The sequence below is a fragment of the Pseudomonas sp. 05N431 genome, from assembly GCF_056397005.1.
The window spans coordinates 210,145-234,263 of the sequence record NZ_JBFTMN010000004.1; the positions used below are offsets into that span (position 1 = coordinate 210,145).

A 24,119-nucleotide genomic window follows, 5' to 3' on the forward strand; every position below is an offset into this window, starting at 1 on the left:
CGGGTGAGAAAACTTTCGATAGAGGCGCTCGATAAACCGGTAGGCCAGAACGATTAGACACTAACTGTTTTAGCGAATTAGCCTCTGGCAATTATTTTCAATATGGCCTGCCGGAGAATGACATGAGTGTTAAGTCGGATGCGTTATTTGTACCGTTGAATATGGCTGTGCTGACCGTCAGTGATACCCGTGAATATGCCAACGATACCTCCGGGCAATTGCTGGTCAGTCGATTACTGGAAGCGGGACACACCCTGAGTGAACGAAACTTGCTCAAGGATGACCTGTATAAAATCCGCGCACAGGTAGCCACCTGGATTGCTGATGAAAATATTCAGGTCGTGCTGATTACCGGGGGGACAGGGTTCACCGGGCGCGATAGCACACCTGAAGCGGTGGCCTGCTTGCTGGATAAACAGATTGATGGCTTTGGTGAGCTGTTTCGGGCGATTTCCATCCTCGATATCGGCACCTCCACGGTCCAGAGCCGGGCCTTGGCCGGACTCGCCAACGGTACGCTGGTGTGCTGCCTGCCAGGTTCGACAGGCGCCTGTCGAACCGCATGGGAAGGCATTCTTGCCGAGCAGTTGGATGCGCGCCACAGACCGTGCAATTTCGTGCCGCACCTCAAGCCTGTGCAGGCCTGCGGGACACGGGGATGAGTCAGTCACAGCTGATGCCTGTGGAGGAAGCCATCGCCAGCCTACTGGCCATGGCTGAGACGCAACGTCTCCATGATAGCGAGCCAGTACTGCTGAGTGATGCACGGCAACGGGTGCTGGCCAGCGACCTGGTGGCAACCCTCGATCTTCCGCCGTGGCCGAACAGTGCCATGGATGGTTATGCCTTGAATGTGGACGACTGGAGTGGACAGCCGTTAGCCGTATCCCAACGCATTTTTGCCGGTCAGGCTCCCGAAGCCTTGCTACCGGGAACCTGTGCCCGAATCTTTACCGGGGCGCCGGTACCCGAGGGTGCCAACAGTGTCGAGATGCAGGAGAACGTCGAGCTTCTGGATGATGGCCGCGTCAGTTTCAAACAGTCGCTGACGGTGGGTCAGAATATTCGACCGCAGGGCCAGGAGAACCGTATCGGGCAGGTTTTGCTCCGTGCGGGCAAACGGCTGGGGCCTTTCGAGTTGGCCATCGCCGCGGCACAGGGATGTACGCATGTGCATGTCGTACGACGCCCACGGGTTGCGCTGCTCTCCACAGGCGATGAACTGGCCGAACCGGGCATGCCTTTGAAGCCTGGCTGTATCTACAACAGTAATCGCACCTTGTTGAGCCACTGGTTAAGTGCACTGGGTTGTGAGGTCATCGATGCCGGCATTCTCCCCGACCAGCCGCAACAGACGCGGCTTAAACTCGAACAGTTGCAACACGCTGCGGACGTGATTCTCACCACCGGTGGCGTCTCCGCGGGTGACGCCGATTGTCTCGGGCAGGTGCTGCGTGAGTGCGGTAAACCGTTGTTCTGGAAGTTGTCGATCAAGCCGGGGAAACCACTGACAGTAGGACACTTTGGCACGGTGCCGGTCATTGGCCTGCCAGGAAACCCGACCTCGGCGCTGGTGACGTTTGGACTGTTGGCCCGCGCCTATTTGTTGCGTATCCAGGGTGTTGAAGACGTGACGCCCTTAAGCTTCCCGATGAGCGTCGGTTTTGATTGGCCCAAAGCCGGAAGCCGCAGGGAGTACCTGAGAGCCAGGCTGGAGGCGGGTAGAGCCGTACTTTATCCGAACCAGAGTTCCGGCGTGTTGCTCGGCGCATCCTGGGCGGATGGACTGGTCGAGATTCCAGAGGGTTGTACGCTGCAGGCCGGTGACACGGCGCGGTTTATTCCGTTCTGCGACTTGTTCTAAGCGATCTATCCACCCCCTCAATTATTTGAGGGGGTTCCTAGCGCTAGCGCCCATCGTTACCTTCCCAGCGACGTGCTGCCAACTGATCACTTTCTCTGCCGCATACCCAACGGTCACCGGAGCCGGTTTCTTCACGCTTCCAGAAGGGCGCTCGTGTTTTCAGGTAGTCCATTAAAAAAGCGCAGGCATCAAAGGCCGCCTGTCGATGCTCGCTGGCAACGCCGACAAACACGATGGGGTCACCGACGTTCAAAAGACCCACGCGGTGAACGATGTCCACTCGTTGAAGAGGCCACCGTTCATTGGCCTGGTCGACGATGCGTTGCAAAGATCGCTCGGTCATTCCTGGATAATGCTCGAGAAACAGGCCGCTGACCTTTTCCCCCTGATTGATATCCCGGACATAGCCGACGAAGGTGGCCACGGCCCCGACTCCAAGGTCTTCGGCGTGCAAGCGGCTGTTCAGTTCATTCAGGTTGAATAGCTCGGTCTGGACCTGAACCGTCATCGCTCAACCTCCCGTTACTTGAGGGAAGAAGGCGATCTCATCGAAGTCTTCGATGGCGGCGTCGAGCGTACATAACTCCTGGTTCAGCGCGCACATGAGGCTGGTTTCACCGAGGACTTGCTCCCAAACCGCGCCTCTGGCGATCAGCAGTTTTCTGACATCGTCAATGCATTGCAATGACGATGTCAGCGCTATTTTTTCTCCGCCAATGCCGAGTTGTTCTCGATAACGCGCAAAGTAGTTGATAAGAATCATGGAGCGTCACTCGCTTCAAAGTTACCGGATTTACCGCCGTGTTTTCTGAGCAGCTGGATGCTGTCGATGATCATCCCTCGGTCGACGGCTTTGCACATGTCGTAGATCGTCAGTGCCGCCACACTCGCCGCCGTGAGGGCTTCCAGCTCGACGCCTGTTCTGCCGTTAAGTCGGCAGGTGCTCACAATCCTTACGCGATCGGGCTCGATGGCCTGCAGTTCGATGTGAATGGCGCTGAGCATCAGTGGGTGACACAGCGGGATGAGCTCATGGGTTTTCTTCGCCGCCATGATCCCGGCGATTCGAGCGACCGCAAACACGTCGCCTTTGGGGTGACCGTTTTGCTGGATAAGTTTCAACGTAGCAGGTTGCATCCGTATCCAGGCCTGCGCTTGAGCTTCACGGTTTGTCGGATCTTTTTCGCTGACATCGACCATATTGGCCCGGCCTTCAGCATCTAAATGAGTCAACATCGCGGAATCGGGCTGGTTCAATGCGTTCATGCTTATCCTTCACCCCGGCGGGTGCTTAATGGAAAGTGGGGTCGAATCAGTCCAGCACGAAGTCCACGGGCTGAAGCAGCGGAGGGAGTTCTGTCGCACCCAGGGCGTCAAGCACCTCACGCTCGATGGTGCGCACGATGGCATTGGTAGGAAGGTCATTTTCATCTCGACCAAAGGGGTCTTCCAATTCGTCACCAATGGCATCCAGCCCAAAAAACGTATAACTCACAATCGCGGTGAACACGGGCGTCAGCCAGCCCAGTGGCTCGGCCATCGCGAAGGGCAGCAAGATGCAAAATATGTAGATGGTCCTGTGCAGCAGGAGTGTGTAAGGGAACGGGAGAGGCGTGCTCTTGATTCGCTCGCAGGTCGTTTGTGTGGTGGTCAGATTGGTCAGGTGATTGGCCATCAACGTGTAACGCCATTCGTTGATTTCACCGGATTCGGCGAGCGTTGAGCACTGTTGGCCGACTTGGCGCAGGATCCTTTCAGGGATGTTCGGGGTGTTGGCAGAGGGCAACTTGCTGAGCCAGGTACTCGCTGCACTGAGTTCGTCTTCTTTGCGCAGCTTGGCGTTAAGCGCATGGGCAAACCCGCAGAGGTCGAGCAATACCTTGCTGCGTTGCTGTTTGTCCTTGATGACCTGGGTTTCCCGGATCATCGAGCGTACATCCATCACCATCGCACCGAGCGCTTTGCGCGCTTCATACCAACGGTCGTAGCAGGCGTTGTTGCGAAAATTCATGAAGATTGAAAGTGATAACCCCAGCAGCGTGAAGGGGGTGGCATTGACCTTTGAGAAGTACGCGGGATGGAGTGTTTCGACCAGGACAATAGCAGAGGCCAGGAGTGTCACCAGCAGGCTGCGCAGTGCGATACGCTTGGCAATCGAGCCTTTGAGTGAAATCAGGACATTGATCAGATTAGGTTTGGCTCTAACGATCATGGGAAACAGCCTTCTTGAGAGTAATGATCTGAAAACGGGGCAGGCTATCCGCCGGTCATGTTCATGAAACGGACAACTTGCACCTCATCATTGAGTTCAAAGTTGTGTCGGTACGGCTTGATTTTCATCGCCTCGATGATTGCCTTTTCCAGGCGCTCCGGCTCTGCTGGATAGCGGCGAAGCACTTCCTTCAGGTCGACGGAGTGTTCATTGCCCAGACACAGCAGGAGTCGGCCTTCGACGGTCAGCCGAACACGATTGCAGGTAGCGCAAAAGTTGTGGCTGTGGGGCGAGATGAACCCCAGGCGAATATGCGGCGCCTCTGCGAGGCGCCAATAGCGCGAAGGGCCCTGGGTCGATTCCGCGGATTCGATCAGGGTGTAGCGTTCGGCAATCCGTTCGCGCACCTGCGCGCTTGAAAAGAACGCGCCGGCGCGGCTGTGCTCGCTGATCACACCCAGTGGCATCTCTTCAATGAAGGAAATGTCCAGTCCACGATCGATCGCAAAGCCTACGAGATCATTTATCTCGTGATCGTTGCGGCCTTTCATGACGACGCAGTTGAGTTTGGTATGTTGAAAACCTGCCGCATTCGCTGCGTCAATTCCGCCGATGACGGTAGCCAGATCACCCGTGCGAGTCAGTTCGCGGAAACGATCGGCGTCCAGGCTGTCGAGGCTGATATTCAGGCGCTTGAGCCCCGCATCGAATAACGGTGCCGCGAGCTTGCCCAGCTGTGAACCGTTGGTGGTCATGCACAGTTCACGCAGCCCCGGCAGTGCTGAAATGCGCTCACACAGCGCTACCACGCCTGGGCGAATCAACGGTTCACCACCGGTCAGGCGGATTTTTCGGGTGCCCAGCGCTACAAAGCTTTCAGCTAATTGATAGATCTCTTCCAGCGTCAATACGCGCTGTCGCGGCAAGAACTCCATATCCTCGGCCATGCAATAGACACAGCGGAAATCGCAACGGTCGGTCACAGACATTCTGAGATAGTCGACCCGCCGGGAAAAACCATCCATCAACATTCGATCTGACATCTCAACCTCCATCAGCGGTCCAGGTCTATTAGCCATGGCGCTGGTTTTGCAAAGCCACTGCTATATAGGGCCTTGTTGAGCCGAGACTAAGGCCATTTAAAGTCGTCGTCTAATCACTATTAACAACCGATTGATCGATGGGATCTATTGAGCTGAAAGTAGCTCGGATTAGTGTCGTATTGAATTTGTAATTGATTGATTTTTAGTGATTATTTTCTTGATAGATCATTTCGATGATCCGGTCATTATTTGCAATTAGACAGGCATGTAATGCGCGGAATAGTCTGGGTTCGTATCCCTGAATTGGGCCCGTGAAGTGATTAACTGCGAATAATCTGCCGCTAAATAAAGTCGCCTTTTTATAGGCGCACAAAAACAGCCATTAACAATGACCTGACATTGGGTTGACGCCTACGTGCACGTCTTGGAGAAGTATCATGAGCGAAGTTGAACGTTATAAACCGTATAAGGGGGCGGCCGCTGGCTGGGGCGCGCTGATTGCTGTGACCAAAAACTGGTTGGGCAGCGAAAACGCGTTCAAGAACATTCGAGCCATGCTCAAGACCAACCAGAACGGCGGCTTCGACTGCCCGGGTTGTGCCTGGGGCGAGTCGCCGGAAAATGGCATGGTCAAGTTCTGCGAGAACGGCGCCAAAGCGGTCAACTGGGAGGCCACCGGCCGTCTGGTCAACCCTGCGTTTTTCAACAAATACACGGTGTCGTCGCTGGCGGCGCAGAGTGATTATTGGCTTGAATACCAAGGGCGCCTGACTCACCCCATGCGCTACGACGCCTCTGCTGATCGTTACGTCGAAACCAGCTGGGACGATGCTTTTGCCTTGATCGCCAAACACCTGAAAGGGCTGACGTCGCCTGATCAGGCCGAGTTCTACACGTCCGGTCGGGCCAGCAACGAAGCGGCTTACCTCTATCAGCTATTCGTTCGCGCTTACGGCACCAATAACTTTCCCGACTGTTCGAACATGTGCCATGAAGCGAGCGGCCTGGGCATGGATGACAGCGTTGGCGTGGGCAAAGGCACGGTGACGTTTGATGATCTGGAGGAAGCCGACGCGATTTTCGTCATCGGCCAGAACCCGGGTACCAATCACCCGCGAATGCTTGAGCCACTGCGCGAAGCGGTGAAGCGGGGTGCGCAGGTGGTCTGCTTCAACCCACTGAAAGAGCGGGGACTGGAACGCTTCCAGCACCCGCAGCATCCACTGGAAATGCTCACCAACGGCTCCGAACCGACCTCGTCTGCGTACTTTCGTCCGGCACTGGGCGGCGACATGGCGGCGATGCGCGGCATCGCCAAGTTTCTGTTGCAGTGGGAGCGTGAAGCACTGGCGAACAACAGCGAAGCAGTGTTCGATCGCGCGTTCATCGCCGAGCACACCTCGGGCCTGGAAACCTACCTGGCCGAAGTCGACGCCACGACCTGGGAGCACATAGTCGAGCAGTCCGGCCTGTCGCTGGCAGACATCGAACTGGCGGCCCGCATGTACCGCAAAGCCAAGCGGGTCATCATGTGTTGGGCGATGGGGGTGACCCAGCACACTCACTCGGTGGTGACCGTGCAGGAGATCATCAACGTGCAGTTGTTGCGTGGCAACATCGGTCGCCCAGGTGCAGGGCTGTCGCCGGTGCGCGGGCACAGTAACGTGCAGGGCGACCGCACCATGGGCATCAACGAACTGGCGCCGCCGGAGTTTATCGACGCGCTGGAAGCGCGTTTTGCCTTCAAGGCGCCGCGCCGCCACGGTCATAACACGGTGATGGCGATTGCGGCGATGGAAGAGGGGCGCTCGAAAGTCTTCATCGGCCTGGGCGGCAACTTCGCTCAGGCGACTCCCGACAGCCCGCGCACTCATGACGCACTGCGCAACTGCGACCTCACGGTGCACATCGCCACAAAGCTCAACCGCAGCCATCTGGTCACCGGCCGTGAGGCCTTGATTTTGCCGTGCCTGGGGCGCACCGATATCGACATGCAGGAGGAGGGGCCGCAAGGCGTGACGGTGGAAGACACCTTCAGCATGGTGCACATTTCCCACGGCCAGCTGAAACCCAAATCACCGCTGATGCGTTCAGAGCCGGCGATCATTGCCGGGATTGCCAACGCAACCTTGGGCAAACACCCGATTGACTGGCTCTGGGCGGTCGCCGATTACAGTCGTATCCGTGACCTGATTGCCGACACCATTCCCGGCTTCGAGGATTTCAATAAAAAACTGCTGCACCCCGGTGGTTTTCACCTGGGCAACGATGCCGCCAAACGCATCTGGAATACCTCAACTGGCAAAGCGCAGTTTGCCCCCAGCGAATTGCCGGAGCATCTGGTCAGCGAAGGCGTGCGCAACCTGGACGTGAAGCCGGACCTGATCCTGCAAACCATGCGCTCCCACGATCAGTACAACACCACCTTGTACGGACTGGATGATCGTTATCGCGGCGTCTACGGCATGCGCGATGTGGTGTTCGTCAACGAGCAGGACATTCGCAAGCTGGGTTACGAGCCCGGGCAAAAGGTCGACATGATCTCGCTGTGGGGCGATGGTCGCGAGCGTCGAGTGAGCGGTTTTACCTTGATCGCCTACGACATTCCGCCCGGTCAGGCCGCCGCCTATTACCCGGAAACCAACCCGCTGGTGCCGCTGGAAAGCTACGGCGACCGGACGTTCACGCCGACCTCGAAGTTCATCGCGATTCGCCTTGAACAGGCACAGGCCAGCAACCTGATCCAGTCCTTCGGCGCTTGAGCCTGGCCGGGGCGGCGTGAGTGCCGCCCCAGCCTCACCAGATCATTGGAAATCTGTTCGCTGCGAGCCGTGAGGCTCATTGCGGCCGGGCTTTGTATGCACGCGCATCGAGCCACTATGAGGGTATCGTCATGTTAAATCTGGAGGCGCTCGACCTGGCGCGAATTCAATTCGCGTTTACGGTCTCGTTTCACATCATATTTCCGGCCATCACCATCGGGCTTGCCAGCTTCCTGGCGGTCCTCGAAGGACTCTGGCTGAAAAGCAACAACCCGGTTTACAAGGACCTGTATCACTTCTGGTCGAAAATCTTTGCCGTCAACTTCGGTATGGGGGTGGTCTCCGGGCTGGTCATGGCTTACGAGTTCGGCACCAACTGGAGCCGGTTCTCTGACTTCGCCGGGAGTATTACCGGGCCATTGCTCACGTATGAGGTGCTGACGGCGTTTTTCCTCGAGGCCGGCTTCCTTGGGGTGATGTTGTTCGGCTGGAACCGGGTAGGGCGAGGGCTGCACTTCTTTGCCACGGTGATGGTCGCCATCGGTACGTTGATCTCGACCTTCTGGATTCTGGCTTCCAACAGCTGGATGCAGACGCCACAGGGATTCTCGATCGTGGATGGGCGGATCATGCCGATGGACTGGCTGGCCATCGTCTTCAATCCGTCGTTCCCTTTCCGTCTGGCGCATATGGCCATTGCTGCGTTTGTGGCCACGGCGTTCTTTGTCGGCTCTTCCGCAGCCTGGCATTTGCTGCGTAAAAATGACACGCCGCACGTGCGCAAGATGCTTTCGATGGCGTTGTGGATGGCGTTGATCGTGGCACCGATCCAGGCCGTGGTCGGTGATGCCCATGGTCTGAACACCCTGGAACATCAACCGGCGAAAATTGCCGCCATGGAAGGACATTGGGAAAACGTCGGTAACGAGCCGACGCCGCTGGTGCTGTTCGGTATCCCGGACATGGCGGCCGAGAAGACCCGTTATGCGCTGGAAATTCCTTACCTGGGCAGTCTGATCCTGACCCACAGCCTGGATAAACAGATCCCCGCGCTCAAGAGTTTCCCCAAAGAGGACCGTCCTAACGCGACCATCATCTTCTTCAGCTTTCGGATCATGGCCGGGCTTGGCATGTTGATGATCCTCACCGGTTTGCTGGGTCTTGTATTGCGTCGTAACGAGGCGCTGTACCGCAATCGCCTGTTCCTGCGCCTGGTGTTGTTCATGGGGCCGACCGGTCTTATCGCGATGTTGGCGGGCTGGATCACCACAGAAGTCGGTCGTCAGCCGTGGGTCGTCTATGGGCTTTTGCGAACCGCCAATGCGGCTTCCAACCACACGGTCACGCAGCTCAGCGTTTCGCTGGCATTGTTTGTGTTGATCTACTTCTCGGTTTTCGCAGTGGGCATCGGCTACATGATGAAGCTGGTACGCAAAGGCCCGCAGCCACATCACGAGCATCCGCCTCAAGGCGGTCCTGGCCAGGAGCGCACGCCACGCCGCCCCCTGTCCGCCATCTCCGAGACGTTCGCGTCCGGCGATCACGTCAACTGAGCAAGGGGATAGATCATGGGTATTCAAGGTATAGATCTGTCGTTGATCTGGGGCGTCATCATTGCCTTCGGGGTGATGATGTACGTGATCATGGACGGCTTCGATCTGGGGGTGGGCATCCTGTTTCCGCTGATCCCGGACAGGCAGGAACGCGATGTGATGATGAACACCGTCGCGCCGGTCTGGGACGGTAATGAAACCTGGCTGATACTCGGCGGGGCGGCACTTTACGGTGCGTTCCCCTTGGCTTACTCGGTGATTCTCGAGGCGTTGTATCTGCCGCTGGTTTTCATGCTGGCCGGGTTGATATTTCGCGGCGTGGCGTTTGAGTTCCGGTTCAAGGCCAGTCCTGAAAAACGTCACATCTGGGACATGGCCTTTATCGGTGGCTCACTCCTGGCAACGTTTTGCCAAGGCATCGTGATTGGCGCCTATATCGCTGGGATTCCGGTGGTCAATCGGCAGTTTGCCGGCGGCACCCTGGACTGGCTGTCACCGTTTCCACTGTTCTGCGGTTTCGGGTTGATCGTTGCCTACGCGTTGCTCGGCAGTACCTGGTTGCTGGTCAAGACCGAAGGCATGCTTGAGTCACGCATGCGTCACTACACTCGGCCGCTGGCGTTCACCCTCACGGCGGTCGTGGCGGTGCTCTGTGTCTGGACACCGTTGCTGCATCCGGAGATTGCGACTCGCTGGTTCACGCACGCGCATATCGTGGTCTTTGGCGGGTTGTTGATCCTCGGTGTGCTGGCGCTATTCGGGCTGCTTGGGACGTTACGCCAGTATCACTCGCACTGGCCATTCGTGTTCACGTTGGCGCTGGTATTTCTGGGATATATGGGTCTCGCCTTCAGTATCTGGCCGAATATCGTACCGCCCTCCATCAGCCTGTGGGAGGCCGCATCGCCGCCTTCAAGCCAGCTGTTCATCCTGATCGGCACGTTGTTCATTCTGCCCATCATTCTGATGTACACCTGCTGGAGCTACTACGTGTTCCGCGGAAAAGTGAGGATCGGCGATGGCTACCATTGACAGCGAAAACACTCGGACCCGTAAAGTGCCTGTTACGCAAAACCCATCCTCCCCCTGGTATCGACGGGTGCTTTGGTTGATCGCTATCTGGTTCGGCAGTGTGATTGCGCTGGGGGTAGTGGCGAGTTTGTTCCGGCTGATGATGCATATGGCCGGAATGACCACTCATTGATGACTGGTTTCATACGATAAAGGCCCGCAGATCCCTTGTGGGAGCGGGCTTGCTCGCGAAAGCGGTGTGTCAGTCGACATCAATAGCGGATGTCAGTCCGTCTTCGCGAGCAAGCCCGCTCCCACACTCGATTTCATCGTATTCAGGATTTTCACATCGCCATTTTGTACCCGTTCCTCAAGGCTCGCGATCAGCAAGCTCTTCGAGCAGATCTGTTGACGGAACGAAGAACAAGCCGCCGGTGACCGCCGTGCTGAAATCGAGCAACCGGTCATAGTTGCCCGCGGGTCTGCCGACAAACATATTCTCGAGCATCTGCTCGATCGGTTCTGGCGAGCGCGCATAGCCGATGAAGTACGTACCGAACTCGCCTGCGCCTGGCCGGCCGAACGGCATGTTATCGCGCAGGATTTTCACTTCCTGTCCGTCCTTGGTGATGGTCGTCAAGGAGCTGTGCGAACAGCTCGGTTTGACCGAATCATCGAGTTCGATATCGGACAGTTTTGTTCTTCCAATGATGCGCTCCTGAGCCTCGACGGATAACTCGTTCCACGCGCCCATCTTGTGCAGGTATTTCTGTACCAACACATAGCTGCCACCGCTGAACGACGGGTCTTCATCACCAATGATCGTGAAGTCGACAGCATGGCGGCCGACCGGGTTTTCGGTGCCGTCGACAAAACCGACCATGCTGCGCATGTCGAAATAGCGGAACCCCTGAACTTCATCAACGACCGAGATCGCATCGCCAAGCGCTGAGAGCAATTGCGTCGCCAATTCGAAACACAGGTCCATCTGATCCGCACGAATGTGCAGCAAAATGTCGCCAGGCGTTGCGACGGCTCGACGTCCCTCTGGACCGAACTCGCGAAATGGATGCAAAGAGGCTGGGCGCGGGCTGCCGAACAAGGTATCCCAGGCACTGGAACCAATGCCGCAGACACACGACAAATTACCCGAGGGAACACGTTTGCCGACCGATCGCGTGAGGGCTGCGATGTCTGCGCACCAGGCCCGCACTTTAGCGGCCGACTCACTACCGGGCGCTAGTGTGGCAACGATGAAAATCGCGCTGCTGGTAATGGGACTACAGACGGATTGAGGATCAGGCGTTTGATTATCCATTGGCATCAGTTTTGTCATTGAGAATTCCACAAGCGGCGCAGCGGGAGTGAAAGACAGTAGCAGGTAATGGTTTCAAAGCAGCAATCGAGACGGATGAGCAATTTATGCTGCGTACCTCGCTCATCGTGGCTTCCATGGAAAACGTTACGCTGAGCGTAACAGTTCACCGCTCATCTTGATTGATGACTCTACTATTAGCTCCTAAGGTAACTCCACGAAAGCGAACCCGTGGAGTGAGCATGACAACAACAATATCCCCCGACTCGCGCTGGACGCGGCGGCGTAGTGAAAAACAGCGCCGCCTGGAGCAGGTGCGGGGTCTCGCCGATGGCGTGGTGTTGCCCACCGACAAGATCGTTGCGGCGCTGGAGGCATTGATTCTGCCTGGCGACCGTGTGGTGCTGGAGGGCAATAACCAGAAGCAGGCGGACTTTCTTTCCCGTTCCCTGGCCAAGGTCGATCCGGCCAAGCTGCATGATTTGCACATGATCATGCCCAGCGTCGGCCGCTCGGAGCACCTGGACCTGTTCGAGCGCGGCATCGCGCGCAAGCTCGATTTCTCCTTCGCCGGTACCCAAAGTTTGCGTATCAGCCAGTTGCTTGAAGATGGTCTGCTGGAAATCGGCGCGATCCACACCTACATCGAACTCTACGCCCGACTGGTGGTAGACCTGATTCCCAACGTGGTGCTTTCGGCCGGTTTCATGGCCGACCGTGCCGGCAATATCTACACCGGGCCGAGCACCGAGGACACTCCGGCGCTGATCGAGCCGGCGGCCTTCAGCGACGGCATTGTGATCGTCCAGGTCAACCAACTGGTGGACGACGTCAGCGAGTTGCCCCGCGTGGACATTCCCGCGTCCTGGGTGGATTTCGTGGTGGTGGCCGACAAACCGTTCTACATCGAACCGTTGTTCACCCGCGACCCCCGGCACATCAAGCCGGTGCATGTGCTGATGGCGATGATGGCGATCCGCGGGATCTACGAAAAGCACAATGTTCAGTCGCTCAACCACGGCATCGGTTTCAACACTGCCGCCATCGAACTGATCCTGCCGACCTATGGCGAATCACTTGGGCTCAAAGGCAAGATCTGCCGCAACTGGACCCTCAATCCCCACCCGACGCTGATTCCGGCCATCGAAAGTGGCTGGGTCGAAAGCGTGCATTGCTTCGGCACCGAACTGGGGATGGAGAACTACATCGCCGCGCGCCCGGACGTGTTTTTCACCGGCCGCGACGGCTCCCTGCGTTCCAACCGAATGTTCTGCCAACTGGCCGGGCAGTACGCGGTGGACCTGTTTATCGGCGCAACCTTGCAGGTGGACGGCGACGGCCATTCTTCCACCGTGACCCGTGGACGCCTGGCCGGTTTCGGCGGCGCACCGAACATGGGCCACGACCCGCGTGGTCGCCGCCACGGCACCCCGGCCTGGCTCGACATGCGCCACGACGATGCCCCCGAAGCGCTGCTCGAACGTGGCAAGAAGCTGGTGGTGCAAATGGTCGAGACCTTCCAGGAGGGTGGCAAACCGACTTTCGTTGAAACCCTCGATGCGGTTGAAGTGGCGAAGAAAAGCGGCATGCCGCTGGCGCCGATCATGATCTACGGCGACGACGTCACTCACTTGCTCACCGAAGAAGGCATCGCCTATTTGTACAAAGCGCGCTCCCTGGAAGAACGCCAGGCGATGATCGCGGCCGTGGCCGGGGTCACTGCCATCGGCCTGCGCCATAACCCCAAAGACACTGCGCGCATGCGTCGCGAAGGGCTGATTGCGTTGCCCGAAGACCTCGGCATCCGCCGCACCGACGCCACCCGCGAACTGTTGGCAGCCAAAAGCGTCGCCGATCTGGTGGAGTGGTCGGGTGGCCTGTACAACCCGCCCGCCAAATTCAGGAGCTGGTAATGCACGCACTCAATCTGCAACCCAAGCGCCTGACCCTGGCCGAACGGCTGGCGGACCTGGCGGTAGAGGCCCTGATCGACGAAGCCGACCTGTCGCCCAAACCGGCGCTGGTCGATCGTCGCGGCAACGGTGCCCACAGCGATTTGCACCTGGGGCTGATGCACGCTTCGGCGCTGTCGCTGTGGCCGGCCTTCAAGGACATGGCTGAAGCGGCCATCGCGTTTGGCGAAGTCGGTCTGCCTCTGCGCGAGGCCCTCGGACGGATCGGCCGCGAGGGCGAGCAAGCGATGCTCGCGACCACCAACGGCGTGAATACCCATCGCGGGGCGATCTGGGCCTTGGGCCTGTTGGTCGCCGCCGCCGCGCTGGAGCCTGAATCGACTGCCGCCAGTTCGGTCACTGTGCGCGCCGCACGTCTGGCGTTGCTCGAGGATCGCCATGCGCCGCGGCCGTTCAGCCACGGCGCTCAAGTGGCACAACGTTACGGGGCGCGGGGCGCTCGGGAAGAGGCACAACTGGGTTTTCCGGCAGTGATGCAATTCGGCCTGCCGCAACTCCAACGCAGCCGCGCTGCGGGCAGCGGTGAACAGAATGCCCGGCTCGATGCCTTGCTGGCGATCATGAGCACGCTCGCCGATACCTGCGTGCTTTACCGCGCAGGCGAGCAGGGGCTGGAAACGATGCAGCTCGGTGCCCGCTCGGTGCTGGAGGCAGGCGGCAGCGCCAGCCTGGCCGGTCGGCGCCGGTTGCATGAGCTGGACCAACAATTAATTGCGTTGAATGCCTCGCCCGGCGGCGCTGCGGATTTGCTCGCAGCCTGCCTGTTTATCGACCGCATCTCATCCTGCGACGGCATCATCCAGGGAGCTTTCTGATGGAAACCTTATCCTTTGAATTCCCTGCCGGGCAGCCGGCACGGGGCAGGGCGCTGGTCGGCTGCGTCGGCTCGGGCGATCTCGAAGTGCTGCTCGAACCGGGACAGGCCGGCACGCTGACGATCCAGGTCCAGACCTCGGTCAATGGCAGCGAACAGCGCTGGCAGCATTTGTTCGCACGGATGTTTGATGGCCAGACGCCGCCGGCGATGACCATCGATATTCATGATTTCGGGGCCACGCCAGGCGTGGTGCGCTTGCGTCTGGAACAAGGCTTCGAGGAGATTGGCCATGAGTGACAGCGCAGCGCTGCTCAACAAACACAGCTTCGTCGAACTCGGTGCCCGACAACGTGCCAAGGCCTTGCTTGACGCCGGGACCTACCGTGAATTGCTCGACCCGTTCCAGCGCATCATGTCGCCATGGCTGTCGCGTCAGGGCGTGGTGCCGCAAGCCGATGACGGAGTGGTCATCGCCAAGGGCAGCATCGGCGGTTTGCCGGTGGTGATCGCCGCCATCGAAGGTGCATTCCAGGGCGGCAGTTTGGGTGAGGTCGGCGGGGCGAAGATTGCCGGTGCGCTGGAACTGGCTGCTGAAGACAACCGCAAGGGTATCGCTACCCGCGCCGTGCTGTTGCTGGAAACCGGTGGCGTGCGTTTGCAGGAAGCCAACCTCGGGCTGGCGGCGATTGCCGATATCCATGCGGCGATTGTCGATTTGCGCCAGTACCAGCCGGTGATCGGTGTGGTGGCCGGCAGCGTCGGTTGCTTTGGCGGCATGTCGATTGCCGCCGGGTTGTGCAGCTATCTGCTGGTCACTCAGGAAGCACGACTTGGCCTCAATGGTCCGCAAGTGATCGAGCAGGAAGCCGGAATCGAGGAATACGACTCGCGCGACCGTCCTTTCATCTGGAGCCTGACCGGCGGCGAGCAACGGTTCGCCAGTGGGTTGGTGGATCGGTATGTGGCCGATGACGTGGCGCAGATTCAGCAACAGGTCAGCGAATTGTTGCAGCAGGGACTACCCGCTGAACAGCGCAGTCGCCAGGCGGATCGGTTCCTGCAACACCTCGCCCGTCTGGATGCGGTGCCACAAATCGAACCGGCGACGGTTCGCGATCTGTACCAAGGAGAGCACTCATGAGCGGTTATTCCCTGAGAGGTTTGCACTGGTTTCAAGCCTTGAGTGCCGGCTCCACCGTCGTTGACGGATTGCCCGCTTCGTTGAAAGTCGCCGACGGCGTGTTGGGCGAGCAGCCCGTGCGGTTTATCGCGGTGGTGGCCGATCCACAGAACCGCTTTGTTCGTGCCCGTCACGGCGAGGTCGGTTTGTTGGAGGGCTGGGGTCTGGCCAAAGCGGTGGATGAGGTCATCGAAGCCGATCGCGCCAAACCGCAGAAGCGCGCGCTGATCGCCATCGTTGATGTGCCGAGCCAGGCTTATGGTCGTCGCGAAGAAGCCTTGGGTATCCATCAGGCGCTGGCCGCAGCTGCGGACAGTTATGCCCGCGCACGACTGGCGGGGCATGCGGTGATTGGTTTGCTGGTGGGCAAGGCGATGTCCGGGGCGTTTCTGGCCCACGGCTATCAGGCCAACCGGCTGATTGCCCTGCGTGATCCTGGGGTGATGGTTCACGCGATGGGCAAGGTGTCGGCCGCGCGGGTCACCCTGCGCAGCGTTGAAGAACTTGAAGTGCTGGCCGCCAGCGTGCCGCCGATGGCTTATGACATCGACAGCTATGCCAGCCTCGGCCTGCTCTGGGAAACCCTGACAGTGGAGCAGATCGAGCAGCCGACCGCGAGCGATCTGGCGCGGGTCAGCGACTGCTTGTGTCAGGCCATTGGCGACGTTGAAAGCACCGGGGCTGATTTGAGCTCGCGTCTGGGCGCGACCAATCGTGCGGCGTCGAGCAAGGTTCGCCAACTGCTGCGTGAGCAATGGTGAACGGCTTTCTGGCCCATGACCTGCTCTGGGGACTGACCCTGGAGCAGTTGCCGACGGACGCGCCGACGTGGGTGACCGAGGCGATCAGCCAAGGTCAGCCGGTGGTGGTTCGACGCGCCTTGAGTGCCGCAGATCAGATTGCAGTGGGCGTGCGTGGAGCGTTGCGCGAGCAGCGTTATGCAACGTGGATGGCGGTCGAGGCGATCCAGCGCCGGGTACGGCCGGAAGACCTTTGCCATGTCGACGGTGATCGCGATTTACCGGCCTTGCAAGCCCTGGCGCAACTGCGACCGATGCTCGATGCCTGCGGTTGGGTCTGGGGCGTCAGTGGCAGTGCCGGGTTTGAGTTGGCCAGTGGTGTGAGCGCATTGCATGAGCGCAGCGATCTCGACTTGATCCTGCGTACGCCGCAACCGTTGGACCGGGTTCAGGCGCGGGAACTGCTGACGTGGCTGGACGCCGCTGCGTGCCCGGTAGACATGCAATTGCAAACGCCATTGGGCGCAGTTGCCTTGCGCGAATGGGCTGGTCCGGCACAGCGGGTGTTGCTCAAAAACGCTCGCGAAGCACGGCTGGTGATCGACCCTTGGCATCCACTGGAGCAAACAGCGTGAGCAGCCTGTTGGTGTTCCCAGGTCAAGGCGCGCAGCAGCCGGGCATGCTGCATCGTTTGCCCGAGACGACTGTGATCGAGGCAAGCGAAGTGCTGGGGGAGGATGTTCTGTTACTTGATTCCGCCCAGGCGCTGAAGTCGACCCGTGCGGTTCAGCTGTGTCTGCTGATCGCGGGAACAGCGGCGGCGCGCAGCTTGTTGCAGCAGGGATGTACAGCGGATTACGTGGCCGGGCTGTCCATCGGCGCGTACCCGGCGGCGGTGGTGGCGGGTGCGTTGCGTTTCAGCGATGCGCTGCATCTGGTCAGCCTGCGGGGTGAGTTGATGCAACAGGCCTGGCCGCAGGGATACGGCATGACCGCGATCATCGGTCTGGACCTCGCGACGGTGGAAGGTTTGCTGGCGCAGGTTCACAGCAGCGAGACACCGGTTTACCTGGCCAATATCAATGCCGATAACCAGGTGGTTATCGCCGGCAGTGATGCGGCAATGAACGCCGTTGCCGAGTTGGCTCGAGGGTGTGGCGCAGGGTTGGCCAAACGGCTGGCGGTCAGCGTACCGTCACATTGCCCGCTGCTCGATGAGCCCGCGCAGGTACTGGCCGAGGCGTTTGCCAAGGTGCCGTTGCAAGTACCGACAGTGGGCTACCTGAGTGGCAGCCGCGCCCGGCCGATCCGTTCGGTCGAGGCGTTGCGCGAGGACCTGGCTTTCAACATGTGCCGGGTCGTGGACTGGCGCGGCACCGTACAAAGCGCCTACGAACGTGGCGTGCGGTTGCACATCGAACTGCCGCCCGGCGCGGTGCTGACCGCACTGGCGCGACGGGTGTTTGAACACGGCACGGTGATCGCCTTCGATGGCGCGCGCCTGGACACGTTGCAAGCGCTGCTGCGTGAGGAGGGACGTCGCCAACTCTAGACACCGCTCAGGCTGCGAAGGACAAAAACAATAACTTCGACGATGCACTTTGAGGACGACAACAATGATTATTTACGGTGTGGCACTGCTGGCGATCTGTACGCTGGCAGGGGTGTTCGTGGGTGACATGCTCGGCGTGTTGTTGGGCGTCAAGTCCAACGTCGGCGGGGTCGGTATCGCGATGATCCTGCTTATTCTCGCGAAGTTGTGGATGCACAAGCGCGGCGGCATGACCAAGGAATGCGAGCTGGGCGTCGGCTTCTGGGGCGCCATGTACATTCCGGTGGTGGTGGCCATGGCCGCGCAACAGAACGTCGTCACCGCCCTGCATGGCGGCCCGGTGGCGGTGTTGGCGGCCATCGGTTCGGTGGTGATCTGCGGTTGCACCATCGCCCTGATCAGCCGGACCCACAAAGGCGAACCGTTGCCGGACGAACCGGTCGACAGTGTGCCGACCACGCTTGCAGCAGGAGGTCGCTGATATGTGGAGCCTCTTGGAAGCGGGTCTTAAACATAACGATCTGGTCACAGCGTTCGCCTTCGTCGGGGTGATCATGTGGATCTCCGTCGTGCTCTCCAAACGCCTGACGTTCGGACGGATTCACGGCTCGGCGATTGCCATCGTCATCGGCTTGGTGCTGGCCTGGGTCGGCGGCACGCTCACTGGTGGGCAGAAAGGCCTGGCGGATGTCGCGGTGTTTTCCGGTATCGGCCTGATGGGCGGCGCCATGCTGCGCGACTTTGCGATCGTTGCCACGGCCTTCGAAGTCCAGGCCACCGAAGCGCGCAAGGCCGGTTTGATCGGCGCGCTCGCGCTGCTGCTCGGCACGGTGCTACCGTTTATTGTCGGGGCGAGCATCGCCTGGATGTTCGGCTATCGCGATGCGGTGAGCATGACCACCATTGGCGCCGGTGCGGTAACCTACATCGTTGGCCCGGTGACAGGCGCGGCGATTGGCGCCAGTTCCGACGTGGTCGCGCTGTCGATTGCCACGGGGTTGATCAAGGCCATCCTGGTGATGGTCGGCACGCCGATGGCCGCGCGCTGGATGGGGCTTGATAACCCGCGCTCAGCGATGGTCTTTGGTGGATTGGCCGGCACCGTCAGCGGTGTGACGGCGGGCCTCGCGGCGACGGATCGGCGGTTGGTGCCGTATGGTGCGCTGACGGCGACGTTTCATACCGGGCTCGGCTGTCTGCTGGGGCCGTCGTTGCTGTACTTCATCGTTCGCGGGATTGTCGGCTAGGTTCAGGATTTGATTCGCCTGTTCTGACGCCATCGCGAGCAAGCTCGCTCCCACAGGAGAACGCATTCCAATGTGGGAGCGAGCTTGCTCGCGATGGGGGCGCCTCGGTTTCAACCCTGCCGATTGGCATACATCCGACACTCCGCCAACAACGCCAGCAAGTTCGGGTCGCGCTCCTTGGCCTTCAGAAACACCACCCCAATGTGCTGCTGCAACCGATAGCGCTCCTGCAACGGGATCAGCTTCACCCGGTTCTCGTAGACCGCCGCAATCCGCCCTGGCAGCAGCGCATAACCGACCCCGGAGCTGACCATGCTCAGCAGGGTGAAGATGTCGTTGACCTGCATCGCCACCTTGGGCTCGAACCCCGCCTGCTGGAAAACCCGAATACCATCCTGGTGCGTGGCGAAGCCCTGGGTCAGGGTAATGAAGGTCTCGTTACGCACCTCGGCAAGGTCGACTTCGGCCCGTTGGGCAAACGGTGAATCGGCCGGCGTGGCGAGGAAGATGTCGTCGGAAAACAGCGGGATCTGCTCGCAGTCCGGGTCGTTGACGCTGTCGTCCAGGGACACCAGGATCGCATCGACTTCCATGTTCTTGAGCTTGTACAGCAGGTCGATGTTCGAACCGAGGATCAGGTCGATATTGAGTTCGCTGCGGCGAATCTTCAGGCCCATGATCAGCTGCGGCACAGTCTTGACCGTCAGCGAATACAACGAGCCGAGCTTGAAGCGTTCGGCCGAAAACCCCGCGGCTTCGCGGGTCAGGCGCACGCTTTCGAGCACATCCTGAATCAGCTTCTGCGCTCGCTCTTCGAGCACATAGGCGCTTTCCAATGGCGTCAGGTTACGTCCTTCATGCTTGAACAGCGGGCAGCGCAATGCGCTTTCCAGCGAGTGAATGGCCCGGTGCACGCTGACGTTGCTGGTCTGCAGTTCGGCCGCCGCACGGGCCAGGTTGCCGGTGCGCATGAACGCCAGGAACACTTCCAGCTTTTTCAGGGTCAGTTCTTCGTCGATCAGCATGGCCACTTCTCTTTTTCAGTCCGTTGATTATGCCCATGCGCTGTTGCGTTGTCCGATGTGCGGTTGCGTTCGCCTTTGTTAACTCGCAGGGGCGCCAACCGTCGCTGAGGAAGACGCCATTGCTGGCGTCTGTTTAGGCGTGGCGCCTGTCACGCAGTGAGCAGGCGCGAGGAGAATTCAGCGAAACGCTGGTACTACCTGTTTGATGAACAGCTCCAGGGATTTCTTTTTCTCCGCATGGGGCAGGCTGTTGTCGCACCAGAAGCTGAACTCGTCGACGCCCAGTTCCTGGTAATACTTGATGCGGGCAATGATTTCTTCCGGAGTACCGATCATGGTGTTCTTGCGGATGTTATCCAGCTCGAATTCCGGGCGCCCGGCGAATTTCTCTTCCGGGCTCGGCGCCAGGAAACCGTTGACGGGCACTTCCTTGTTGCCGAACCAGGCATCGAACGTACGGTAGAACTTCGAGATCGCCTTGGCGCCGACTTTCCAACCCTCGGGATCATCAACCGCGTGCACGTGTGTGTGACGCAGCACCATCAATTGCGGGCGCGGTACGTCCGGGTTGTTATCCAGGGCGGCCTGGAACTTGTTTTTCAGATCGAGGACTTCTTCGTCGCCCTTCATCAGCGGCGTGACCATGACATTGCAGCCGTTGGCTACCGCGAAGTTGTGGGAGTCCGGGTCGCGGGCGGCGATCCACATCGGCGGGTTAGGCTTCTGGATCGGCTTGGGCACACTGGTGGAGGTCGGGAATTTCCAGATGTCGCCGTCATGGGCATAGTCGCCTTGCCACAGCGCACGAACCACCGGGACCATTTCCCGCAGCGCTTGGCCACCGGAGGAGGCGGGCATGCCACCGGCCATGCGGTCGAACTCTACCTGATAGGCGCCACGGGCCAGCCCGACTTCCATGCGACCGTTACTGATCACGTCCAGCAGCGCGCATTCGCCGGCAACCCGCAAGGGATGCCAGAACGGCGCGATGATGGTACCGGCGCCAAGGTGAATGGTTGTGGTCTTGGCAGCCAGGTAGGCCAACAGTGGCATCGGGCTGGGCGAGATGGTGTATTCCATGGCGTGGTGTTCGCCAATCCACACGGTGCTGAAACCACCGGCCTCGGCCATCAGGGTCAGTTCGCTCAGGTCCTCGAACAGCTGCCGATGGCTGATGCTCTCGTCCCAACGTTCCATGTGCACGAACAGCGAAAATTTCATGACGCTTACCTCGAATCTTTGTTATTGGCGGTCGGTTCAGGCGAGGACGGGCAGCGCGCCCATCTTGCCGTGGCAGTACACCAGCGGGCCTGCAGTGTGGTGCGGCACGATCAGGTTTTTCACCGCACCGACCATGATCGCGTGATCGCCACCTTCATATTCGCGCCACAGCTCGCACTCGATGATTGCCGTGGCGTTGTTCAGCAGCGGGTTGCCCAGCGCGCTCAACGTCCATTCGATCCCTTGCGCCTTGTCCTTGCCTTTACGGGCGAAGGCATAGGCCTCGTTTTGCTGGCCGCCGGACAGTACGTGGATGGCGAAGCGTTTGTTCTTGATCAATACCGGGTAGGAATCGGAGCTGTAGTTGGGGCAGAACAGCACCAGGGCCGGGTCCATCGACAGCGAGCTGAAGGCGCTGGCGGTGAGGCCGACGACCTGCCCATCGTCATCCAGCGTGGTGATCACGGTCACCCCGGACGGAAACGAACCCATGACTTGTTTGTAGATGGCGGCATCGATCATTGGACGGTCCTCTGGCGTTGTACGACGGTTTTTATGTTTATATTGGTCTGATGGTATACCGTAATACATCGTTTGCAAGCGCTTTTTCTGAGGCCGGATCAGTGGGCGCCAGCGGCTTTGTTCAGGTCGCTTTCGGTCCATTCGGTATACACGCAAGCATCCGCTGTGGCCCAACGTACGCGTACGGGGTCGCCGGTCTTGAGTGGCATCCCGGCGGCAGAGAGCGCCTTGACGGTCATCGACGTACCGCCTGAGGTCATGACGGTGCAGGTCTGGCTTTCACCGAGGAACAGCACTTCGCCGACCGTCGCCGAGACTTCGTTCCAGCCTGCTGCCAGGGGTTCCTGAGTGGCTTGCTGGACGCTCAATGCCTGGGCCTTTTCCGGACGCACCATCAGCAGTACATCCTGATCGGTTTTCAGCCCGGCGGTCAGGCGGATCGACAGCGACTGCCCCTCGAAACTCGCGGCTGCGTTGCCCTGGGCCTTGAGCTTGAGGAAGTTCGAGTTGCCGAGGAACGACGCGACAAAGGCATTCGGCGGGTTCTGGTAGAGGTCGTAGCCGCTGCCCAGTCCGACGATCTTGCCGTGGCTGAAGATCGCGATACGTTGGGACAAACGCATGGCTTCTTCCTGGTCGTGGGTCACGTAGACGATGGTGATACCCAGACGCCGATGCAGTTGGCGCAGTTCATCCTGAAGGTCTTCACGGAGTTTTTTGTCCAGCGCACCCAAAGGCTCATCCATCAGCAGAATGCGCGGTTCATAGACCAGCGCCCGAGCAATCGCTACCCGTTGCTGCTGACCACCGGAGAGTTGCGAAGGGCGGCGATGGGCGAACTGTTCGAGTTGCACCAGTTTGAGCATCGCATCGACGCGCCGTTCGCGTTCGCTGGCGGCCAGCTTGCGGATGGCCAGGGGGAAGCCGATGTTGTCACGCACTGACAGGTGCGGGAACAGCGAGTAGCGCTGGAACACCATGCCGATGTCGCGCTTGTGCGGCGGCACGTTGACCAGCGATTGGCCATTGACCAGGATCTCGCCGCTGCTCGGGGTTTCGAAACCGGCGAGCATCGACAGGGTGGTACTTTTACCGGAGCCACTGGAGCCGAGGAAGGTCAGGAATTCACCGTCCTTGATGTCCAGCGAGATGTTGTCCACGGCAGCAAAGTCGCCGTAGTGTTTGTTCAGGTTGCACAGGCTTACCAGCGGCTGGTCGTTCTGCTGCGAGGAATCTTTGATTACGGCACTCATGTCGTACTCCTGGGCGCTCAGGCGCTGATTTCATTGCGCCGGCGAACGGCGGTGGCGACAACCATGACCAATATCGAGAGGCCGATCAGCAGCGTCGAGGCGACGGCGATCACAGGCGTCAGGTCCTGGCGCAGGGTGGTCCACATTTTCACGGGAAGGGTTTGCAGGGTCGGGCTGGCCATCATCACGCTCAGCACCACTTCATCCCAGGACACCAGGAAGGCGAACAGGGCGCCGGCAACCATGCCCGGACGAATTGCCGGAAAGGTCACCTTGAACACCGCTTGCAGGCGTGAGGCGCCACAGATCACTGCGGCATCTTCAATCGACTGATCGAACAGCTTCAGCGAGTTGATGATCGAGATGATGGTGAACGGCAGCGCAACGATGACGTGGCTGACGACGAAGGCGAACATTGTCCCGGTATAGCCGAGCTTGAGAAACAGCGCGTACACCGCCACCGCGATAATCACCAGCGGCACGATCATCGGCAGGGTGAACAGGCCATAAAGCATTTCCCGTCCCGGGAAGCGACCGCGCACCAGGGCAAACGCGGTCGGCAATCCGAGGGCTACGGCGCAGATCGTGGTCAGTACCGCGACCTTGAGGCTGGCCAGCGCTGCGTTCATCCAGTCGGCGTTGGAGAAGAACTGGCCGTACCATTTCAGCGTCCAACCCGGTGGCGGGAAGACCAGCCACTGGGAGGAGCCGAAGGACAGCAGCACGATGAACACGATCGGCAGCAGCAGGAACAGCGCGATCAGCCCAGTGGTGAAATACAGGCCGAAACGCATGCGTCGGCTCATGGCATTGGGGGTCAGGAGCATGA

Annotated in this window: 26 protein-coding genes; 15 read left to right on the top strand and 11 right to left on the bottom strand. The window is 59.5% G+C overall.

Going from position 1 to position 24,119, the window contains the following annotated elements; genetic code table 11:
• Window positions 1-122 precede the first annotated feature (122 nt).
• Window positions 123-662, top strand: a complete 540-nt coding sequence (moaB, locus tag AC1DIG_RS08595) for a molybdenum cofactor biosynthesis protein B (RefSeq protein ID WP_477766945.1) — start codon at window positions 123-125, stop codon at window positions 660-662.
• Window positions 659-1,864 carry a molybdopterin molybdotransferase MoeA gene (locus AC1DIG_RS08600; RefSeq protein ID WP_477766946.1) on the top strand — a complete coding sequence of 402 codons (1,206 nt, stop codon included), beginning with the start codon at window positions 659-661 and terminating at the stop codon, window positions 1,862-1,864. The genes moaB and AC1DIG_RS08600 overlap by 4 nt, the downstream gene beginning before the upstream one ends.
• Before the next feature lie 43 nt (window positions 1,865-1,907).
• On the opposite strand, the gene moaE is transcribed toward AC1DIG_RS08600, so the two are convergent.
• Genes moaE through moaA form a run of 5 tightly spaced genes read right to left on the bottom strand, consistent with a single transcriptional unit; the run spans window position 1,908 to window position 5,119 of the window.
• Complete coding sequence (moaE, locus tag AC1DIG_RS08605) at window positions 1,908-2,372, bottom strand: molybdopterin synthase catalytic subunit MoaE (RefSeq protein ID WP_477766947.1); 465 nt, start codon at window positions 2,370-2,372, stop codon at window positions 1,908-1,910.
• A 3-nt stretch (window positions 2,373-2,375) separates the two neighbouring features.
• Entirely contained in the window at window positions 2,376-2,627 is a 252-nt protein-coding gene (locus AC1DIG_RS08610) for a MoaD/ThiS family protein (protein ID WP_477766948.1), read from the bottom strand.
• Window positions 2,624-3,130: a cyclic pyranopterin monophosphate synthase MoaC gene (gene moaC, locus AC1DIG_RS08615; protein WP_477766949.1), complete on the bottom strand. Its 507-nt coding sequence runs from the start codon at window positions 3,128-3,130 to the stop codon at window positions 2,624-2,626. The genes AC1DIG_RS08610 and moaC overlap by 4 nt, the downstream gene beginning before the upstream one ends.
• A gap of 46 nt (window positions 3,131-3,176) precedes the next feature.
• Complete coding sequence (locus AC1DIG_RS08620) at window positions 3,177-4,076, bottom strand: bestrophin family protein (protein ID WP_477766950.1); 900 nt, start codon at window positions 4,074-4,076, stop codon at window positions 3,177-3,179.
• A 44-nt stretch (window positions 4,077-4,120) separates the two neighbouring features.
• Window positions 4,121-5,119, bottom strand: coding sequence for a GTP 3',8-cyclase MoaA (moaA, locus tag AC1DIG_RS08625; RefSeq protein ID WP_477766951.1), 999 nt, complete (start codon window positions 5,117-5,119; stop codon window positions 4,121-4,123).
• A 437-nt stretch (window positions 5,120-5,556) separates the two neighbouring features.
• Between moaA and AC1DIG_RS08630 the strand changes: the two genes are divergently transcribed.
• The 4 genes from AC1DIG_RS08630 (at window position 5,557) to AC1DIG_RS08645 (ending at window position 10,638) form a co-directional block, all read left to right on the top strand.
• Window positions 5,557-7,881 (top strand): FdhF/YdeP family oxidoreductase, encoded by a 2,325-nt coding sequence (locus AC1DIG_RS08630; protein WP_477766952.1) that lies wholly within the window; start codon window positions 5,557-5,559, stop codon window positions 7,879-7,881.
• A gap of 131 nt (window positions 7,882-8,012) precedes the next feature.
• Window positions 8,013-9,434 (top strand): cytochrome ubiquinol oxidase subunit I, encoded by a 1,422-nt coding sequence (locus AC1DIG_RS08635; RefSeq protein WP_477766953.1) that lies wholly within the window; start codon window positions 8,013-8,015, stop codon window positions 9,432-9,434.
• Window positions 9,435-9,449: 15 nt separating this feature from the next.
• Window positions 9,450-10,466: a cytochrome d ubiquinol oxidase subunit II gene (gene cydB, locus AC1DIG_RS08640; RefSeq protein WP_477766954.1), complete on the top strand. Its 1,017-nt coding sequence runs from the start codon at window positions 9,450-9,452 to the stop codon at window positions 10,464-10,466.
• Window positions 10,453-10,638 (top strand): DUF2474 domain-containing protein, encoded by a 186-nt coding sequence (locus AC1DIG_RS08645; RefSeq protein WP_477766955.1) that lies wholly within the window; start codon window positions 10,453-10,455, stop codon window positions 10,636-10,638. The genes cydB and AC1DIG_RS08645 overlap by 14 nt, the downstream gene beginning before the upstream one ends.
• Before the next feature lie 177 nt (window positions 10,639-10,815).
• Here the strand turns inward: AC1DIG_RS08645 and AC1DIG_RS08650 are convergent, their stop codons facing one another.
• Complete coding sequence (locus AC1DIG_RS08650; protein WP_477767292.1) at window positions 10,816-11,763, bottom strand: Dyp-type peroxidase; 948 nt, start codon at window positions 11,761-11,763, stop codon at window positions 10,816-10,818.
• A gap of 239 nt (window positions 11,764-12,002) precedes the next feature.
• Here AC1DIG_RS08650 and mdcA point away from each other — a divergent pair, with 239 nt between their 5' ends.
• The 9 genes from mdcA (at window position 12,003) to madM (ending at window position 19,269) form a co-directional block, all read left to right on the top strand.
• On the top strand, window positions 12,003-13,673 hold the full coding sequence (mdcA, locus tag AC1DIG_RS08655) for a malonate decarboxylase subunit alpha (RefSeq protein WP_477766956.1): 1,671 nt from the start codon (window positions 12,003-12,005) through the stop codon (window positions 13,671-13,673).
• Window positions 13,673-14,548 carry a triphosphoribosyl-dephospho-CoA synthase gene (locus tag AC1DIG_RS08660; RefSeq protein ID WP_477766957.1) on the top strand — a complete coding sequence of 292 codons (876 nt, stop codon included), beginning with the start codon at window positions 13,673-13,675 and terminating at the stop codon, window positions 14,546-14,548. Before mdcA ends, AC1DIG_RS08660 begins: the two co-directional genes overlap by 1 nt.
• Window positions 14,548-14,847 carry a malonate decarboxylase subunit delta gene (locus tag AC1DIG_RS08665; protein ID WP_477766958.1) on the top strand — a complete coding sequence of 100 codons (300 nt, stop codon included), beginning with the start codon at window positions 14,548-14,550 and terminating at the stop codon, window positions 14,845-14,847. The genes AC1DIG_RS08660 and AC1DIG_RS08665 overlap by 1 nt, the downstream gene beginning before the upstream one ends.
• A complete protein-coding gene (locus AC1DIG_RS08670; RefSeq protein ID WP_477766959.1) occupies window positions 14,840-15,691 on the top strand; it encodes a biotin-independent malonate decarboxylase subunit beta in 852 nt (283 codons plus the stop codon). The genes AC1DIG_RS08665 and AC1DIG_RS08670 overlap by 8 nt, the downstream gene beginning before the upstream one ends.
• Complete coding sequence (mdcE, locus tag AC1DIG_RS08675) at window positions 15,688-16,491, top strand: biotin-independent malonate decarboxylase subunit gamma (RefSeq protein WP_477766960.1); 804 nt, start codon at window positions 15,688-15,690, stop codon at window positions 16,489-16,491. The genes AC1DIG_RS08670 and mdcE overlap by 4 nt, the downstream gene beginning before the upstream one ends.
• A complete protein-coding gene (locus tag AC1DIG_RS08680; protein ID WP_477766961.1) occupies window positions 16,485-17,105 on the top strand; it encodes a malonate decarboxylase holo-ACP synthase in 621 nt (206 codons plus the stop codon). Before mdcE ends, AC1DIG_RS08680 begins: the two co-directional genes overlap by 7 nt.
• The gene (gene mdcH, locus AC1DIG_RS08685) at window positions 17,102-18,022 is read left to right on the top strand and encodes a malonate decarboxylase subunit epsilon (RefSeq protein ID WP_477766962.1); all 921 of its coding nucleotides are present in this window, start codon (window positions 17,102-17,104) and stop codon (window positions 18,020-18,022) included. The genes AC1DIG_RS08680 and mdcH overlap by 4 nt, the downstream gene beginning before the upstream one ends.
• Window positions 18,023-18,086: 64 nt before the next feature.
• The gene (gene madL, locus AC1DIG_RS08690; protein ID WP_477766963.1) at window positions 18,087-18,503 is read left to right on the top strand and encodes a malonate transporter subunit MadL; all 417 of its coding nucleotides are present in this window, start codon (window positions 18,087-18,089) and stop codon (window positions 18,501-18,503) included.
• 1 nt (window position 18,504) lies between these two features.
• Window positions 18,505-19,269 (top strand): malonate transporter subunit MadM, encoded by a 765-nt coding sequence (gene madM, locus AC1DIG_RS08695; RefSeq protein WP_477766964.1) that lies wholly within the window; start codon window positions 18,505-18,507, stop codon window positions 19,267-19,269.
• A 110-nt stretch (window positions 19,270-19,379) separates the two neighbouring features.
• On the opposite strand, the gene AC1DIG_RS08700 is transcribed toward madM, so the two are convergent.
• From AC1DIG_RS08700 to AC1DIG_RS08720, 5 genes are all read right to left on the bottom strand, one after another.
• Window positions 19,380-20,294 carry a LysR family transcriptional regulator gene (locus AC1DIG_RS08700; protein WP_477766965.1) on the bottom strand — a complete coding sequence of 305 codons (915 nt, stop codon included), beginning with the start codon at window positions 20,292-20,294 and terminating at the stop codon, window positions 19,380-19,382.
• A gap of 177 nt (window positions 20,295-20,471) precedes the next feature.
• On the bottom strand, window positions 20,472-21,515 hold the full coding sequence (locus tag AC1DIG_RS08705; RefSeq protein WP_477766966.1) for an LLM class flavin-dependent oxidoreductase: 1,044 nt from the start codon (window positions 21,513-21,515) through the stop codon (window positions 20,472-20,474).
• A 36-nt stretch (window positions 21,516-21,551) separates the two neighbouring features.
• Entirely contained in the window at window positions 21,552-22,037 is a 486-nt protein-coding gene (locus AC1DIG_RS08710) for a flavin reductase family protein (RefSeq protein ID WP_019690471.1), read from the bottom strand.
• A gap of 98 nt (window positions 22,038-22,135) precedes the next feature.
• Window positions 22,136-23,290: an ABC transporter ATP-binding protein gene (locus AC1DIG_RS08715; RefSeq protein ID WP_477766967.1), complete on the bottom strand. Its 1,155-nt coding sequence runs from the start codon at window positions 23,288-23,290 to the stop codon at window positions 22,136-22,138.
• A gap of 17 nt (window positions 23,291-23,307) precedes the next feature.
• Window positions 23,308-24,117 carry an ABC transporter permease gene (locus AC1DIG_RS08720; protein WP_477766968.1) on the bottom strand — a complete coding sequence of 270 codons (810 nt, stop codon included), beginning with the start codon at window positions 24,115-24,117 and terminating at the stop codon, window positions 23,308-23,310.
• Window positions 24,118-24,119: the final 2 nt, after the last annotated feature.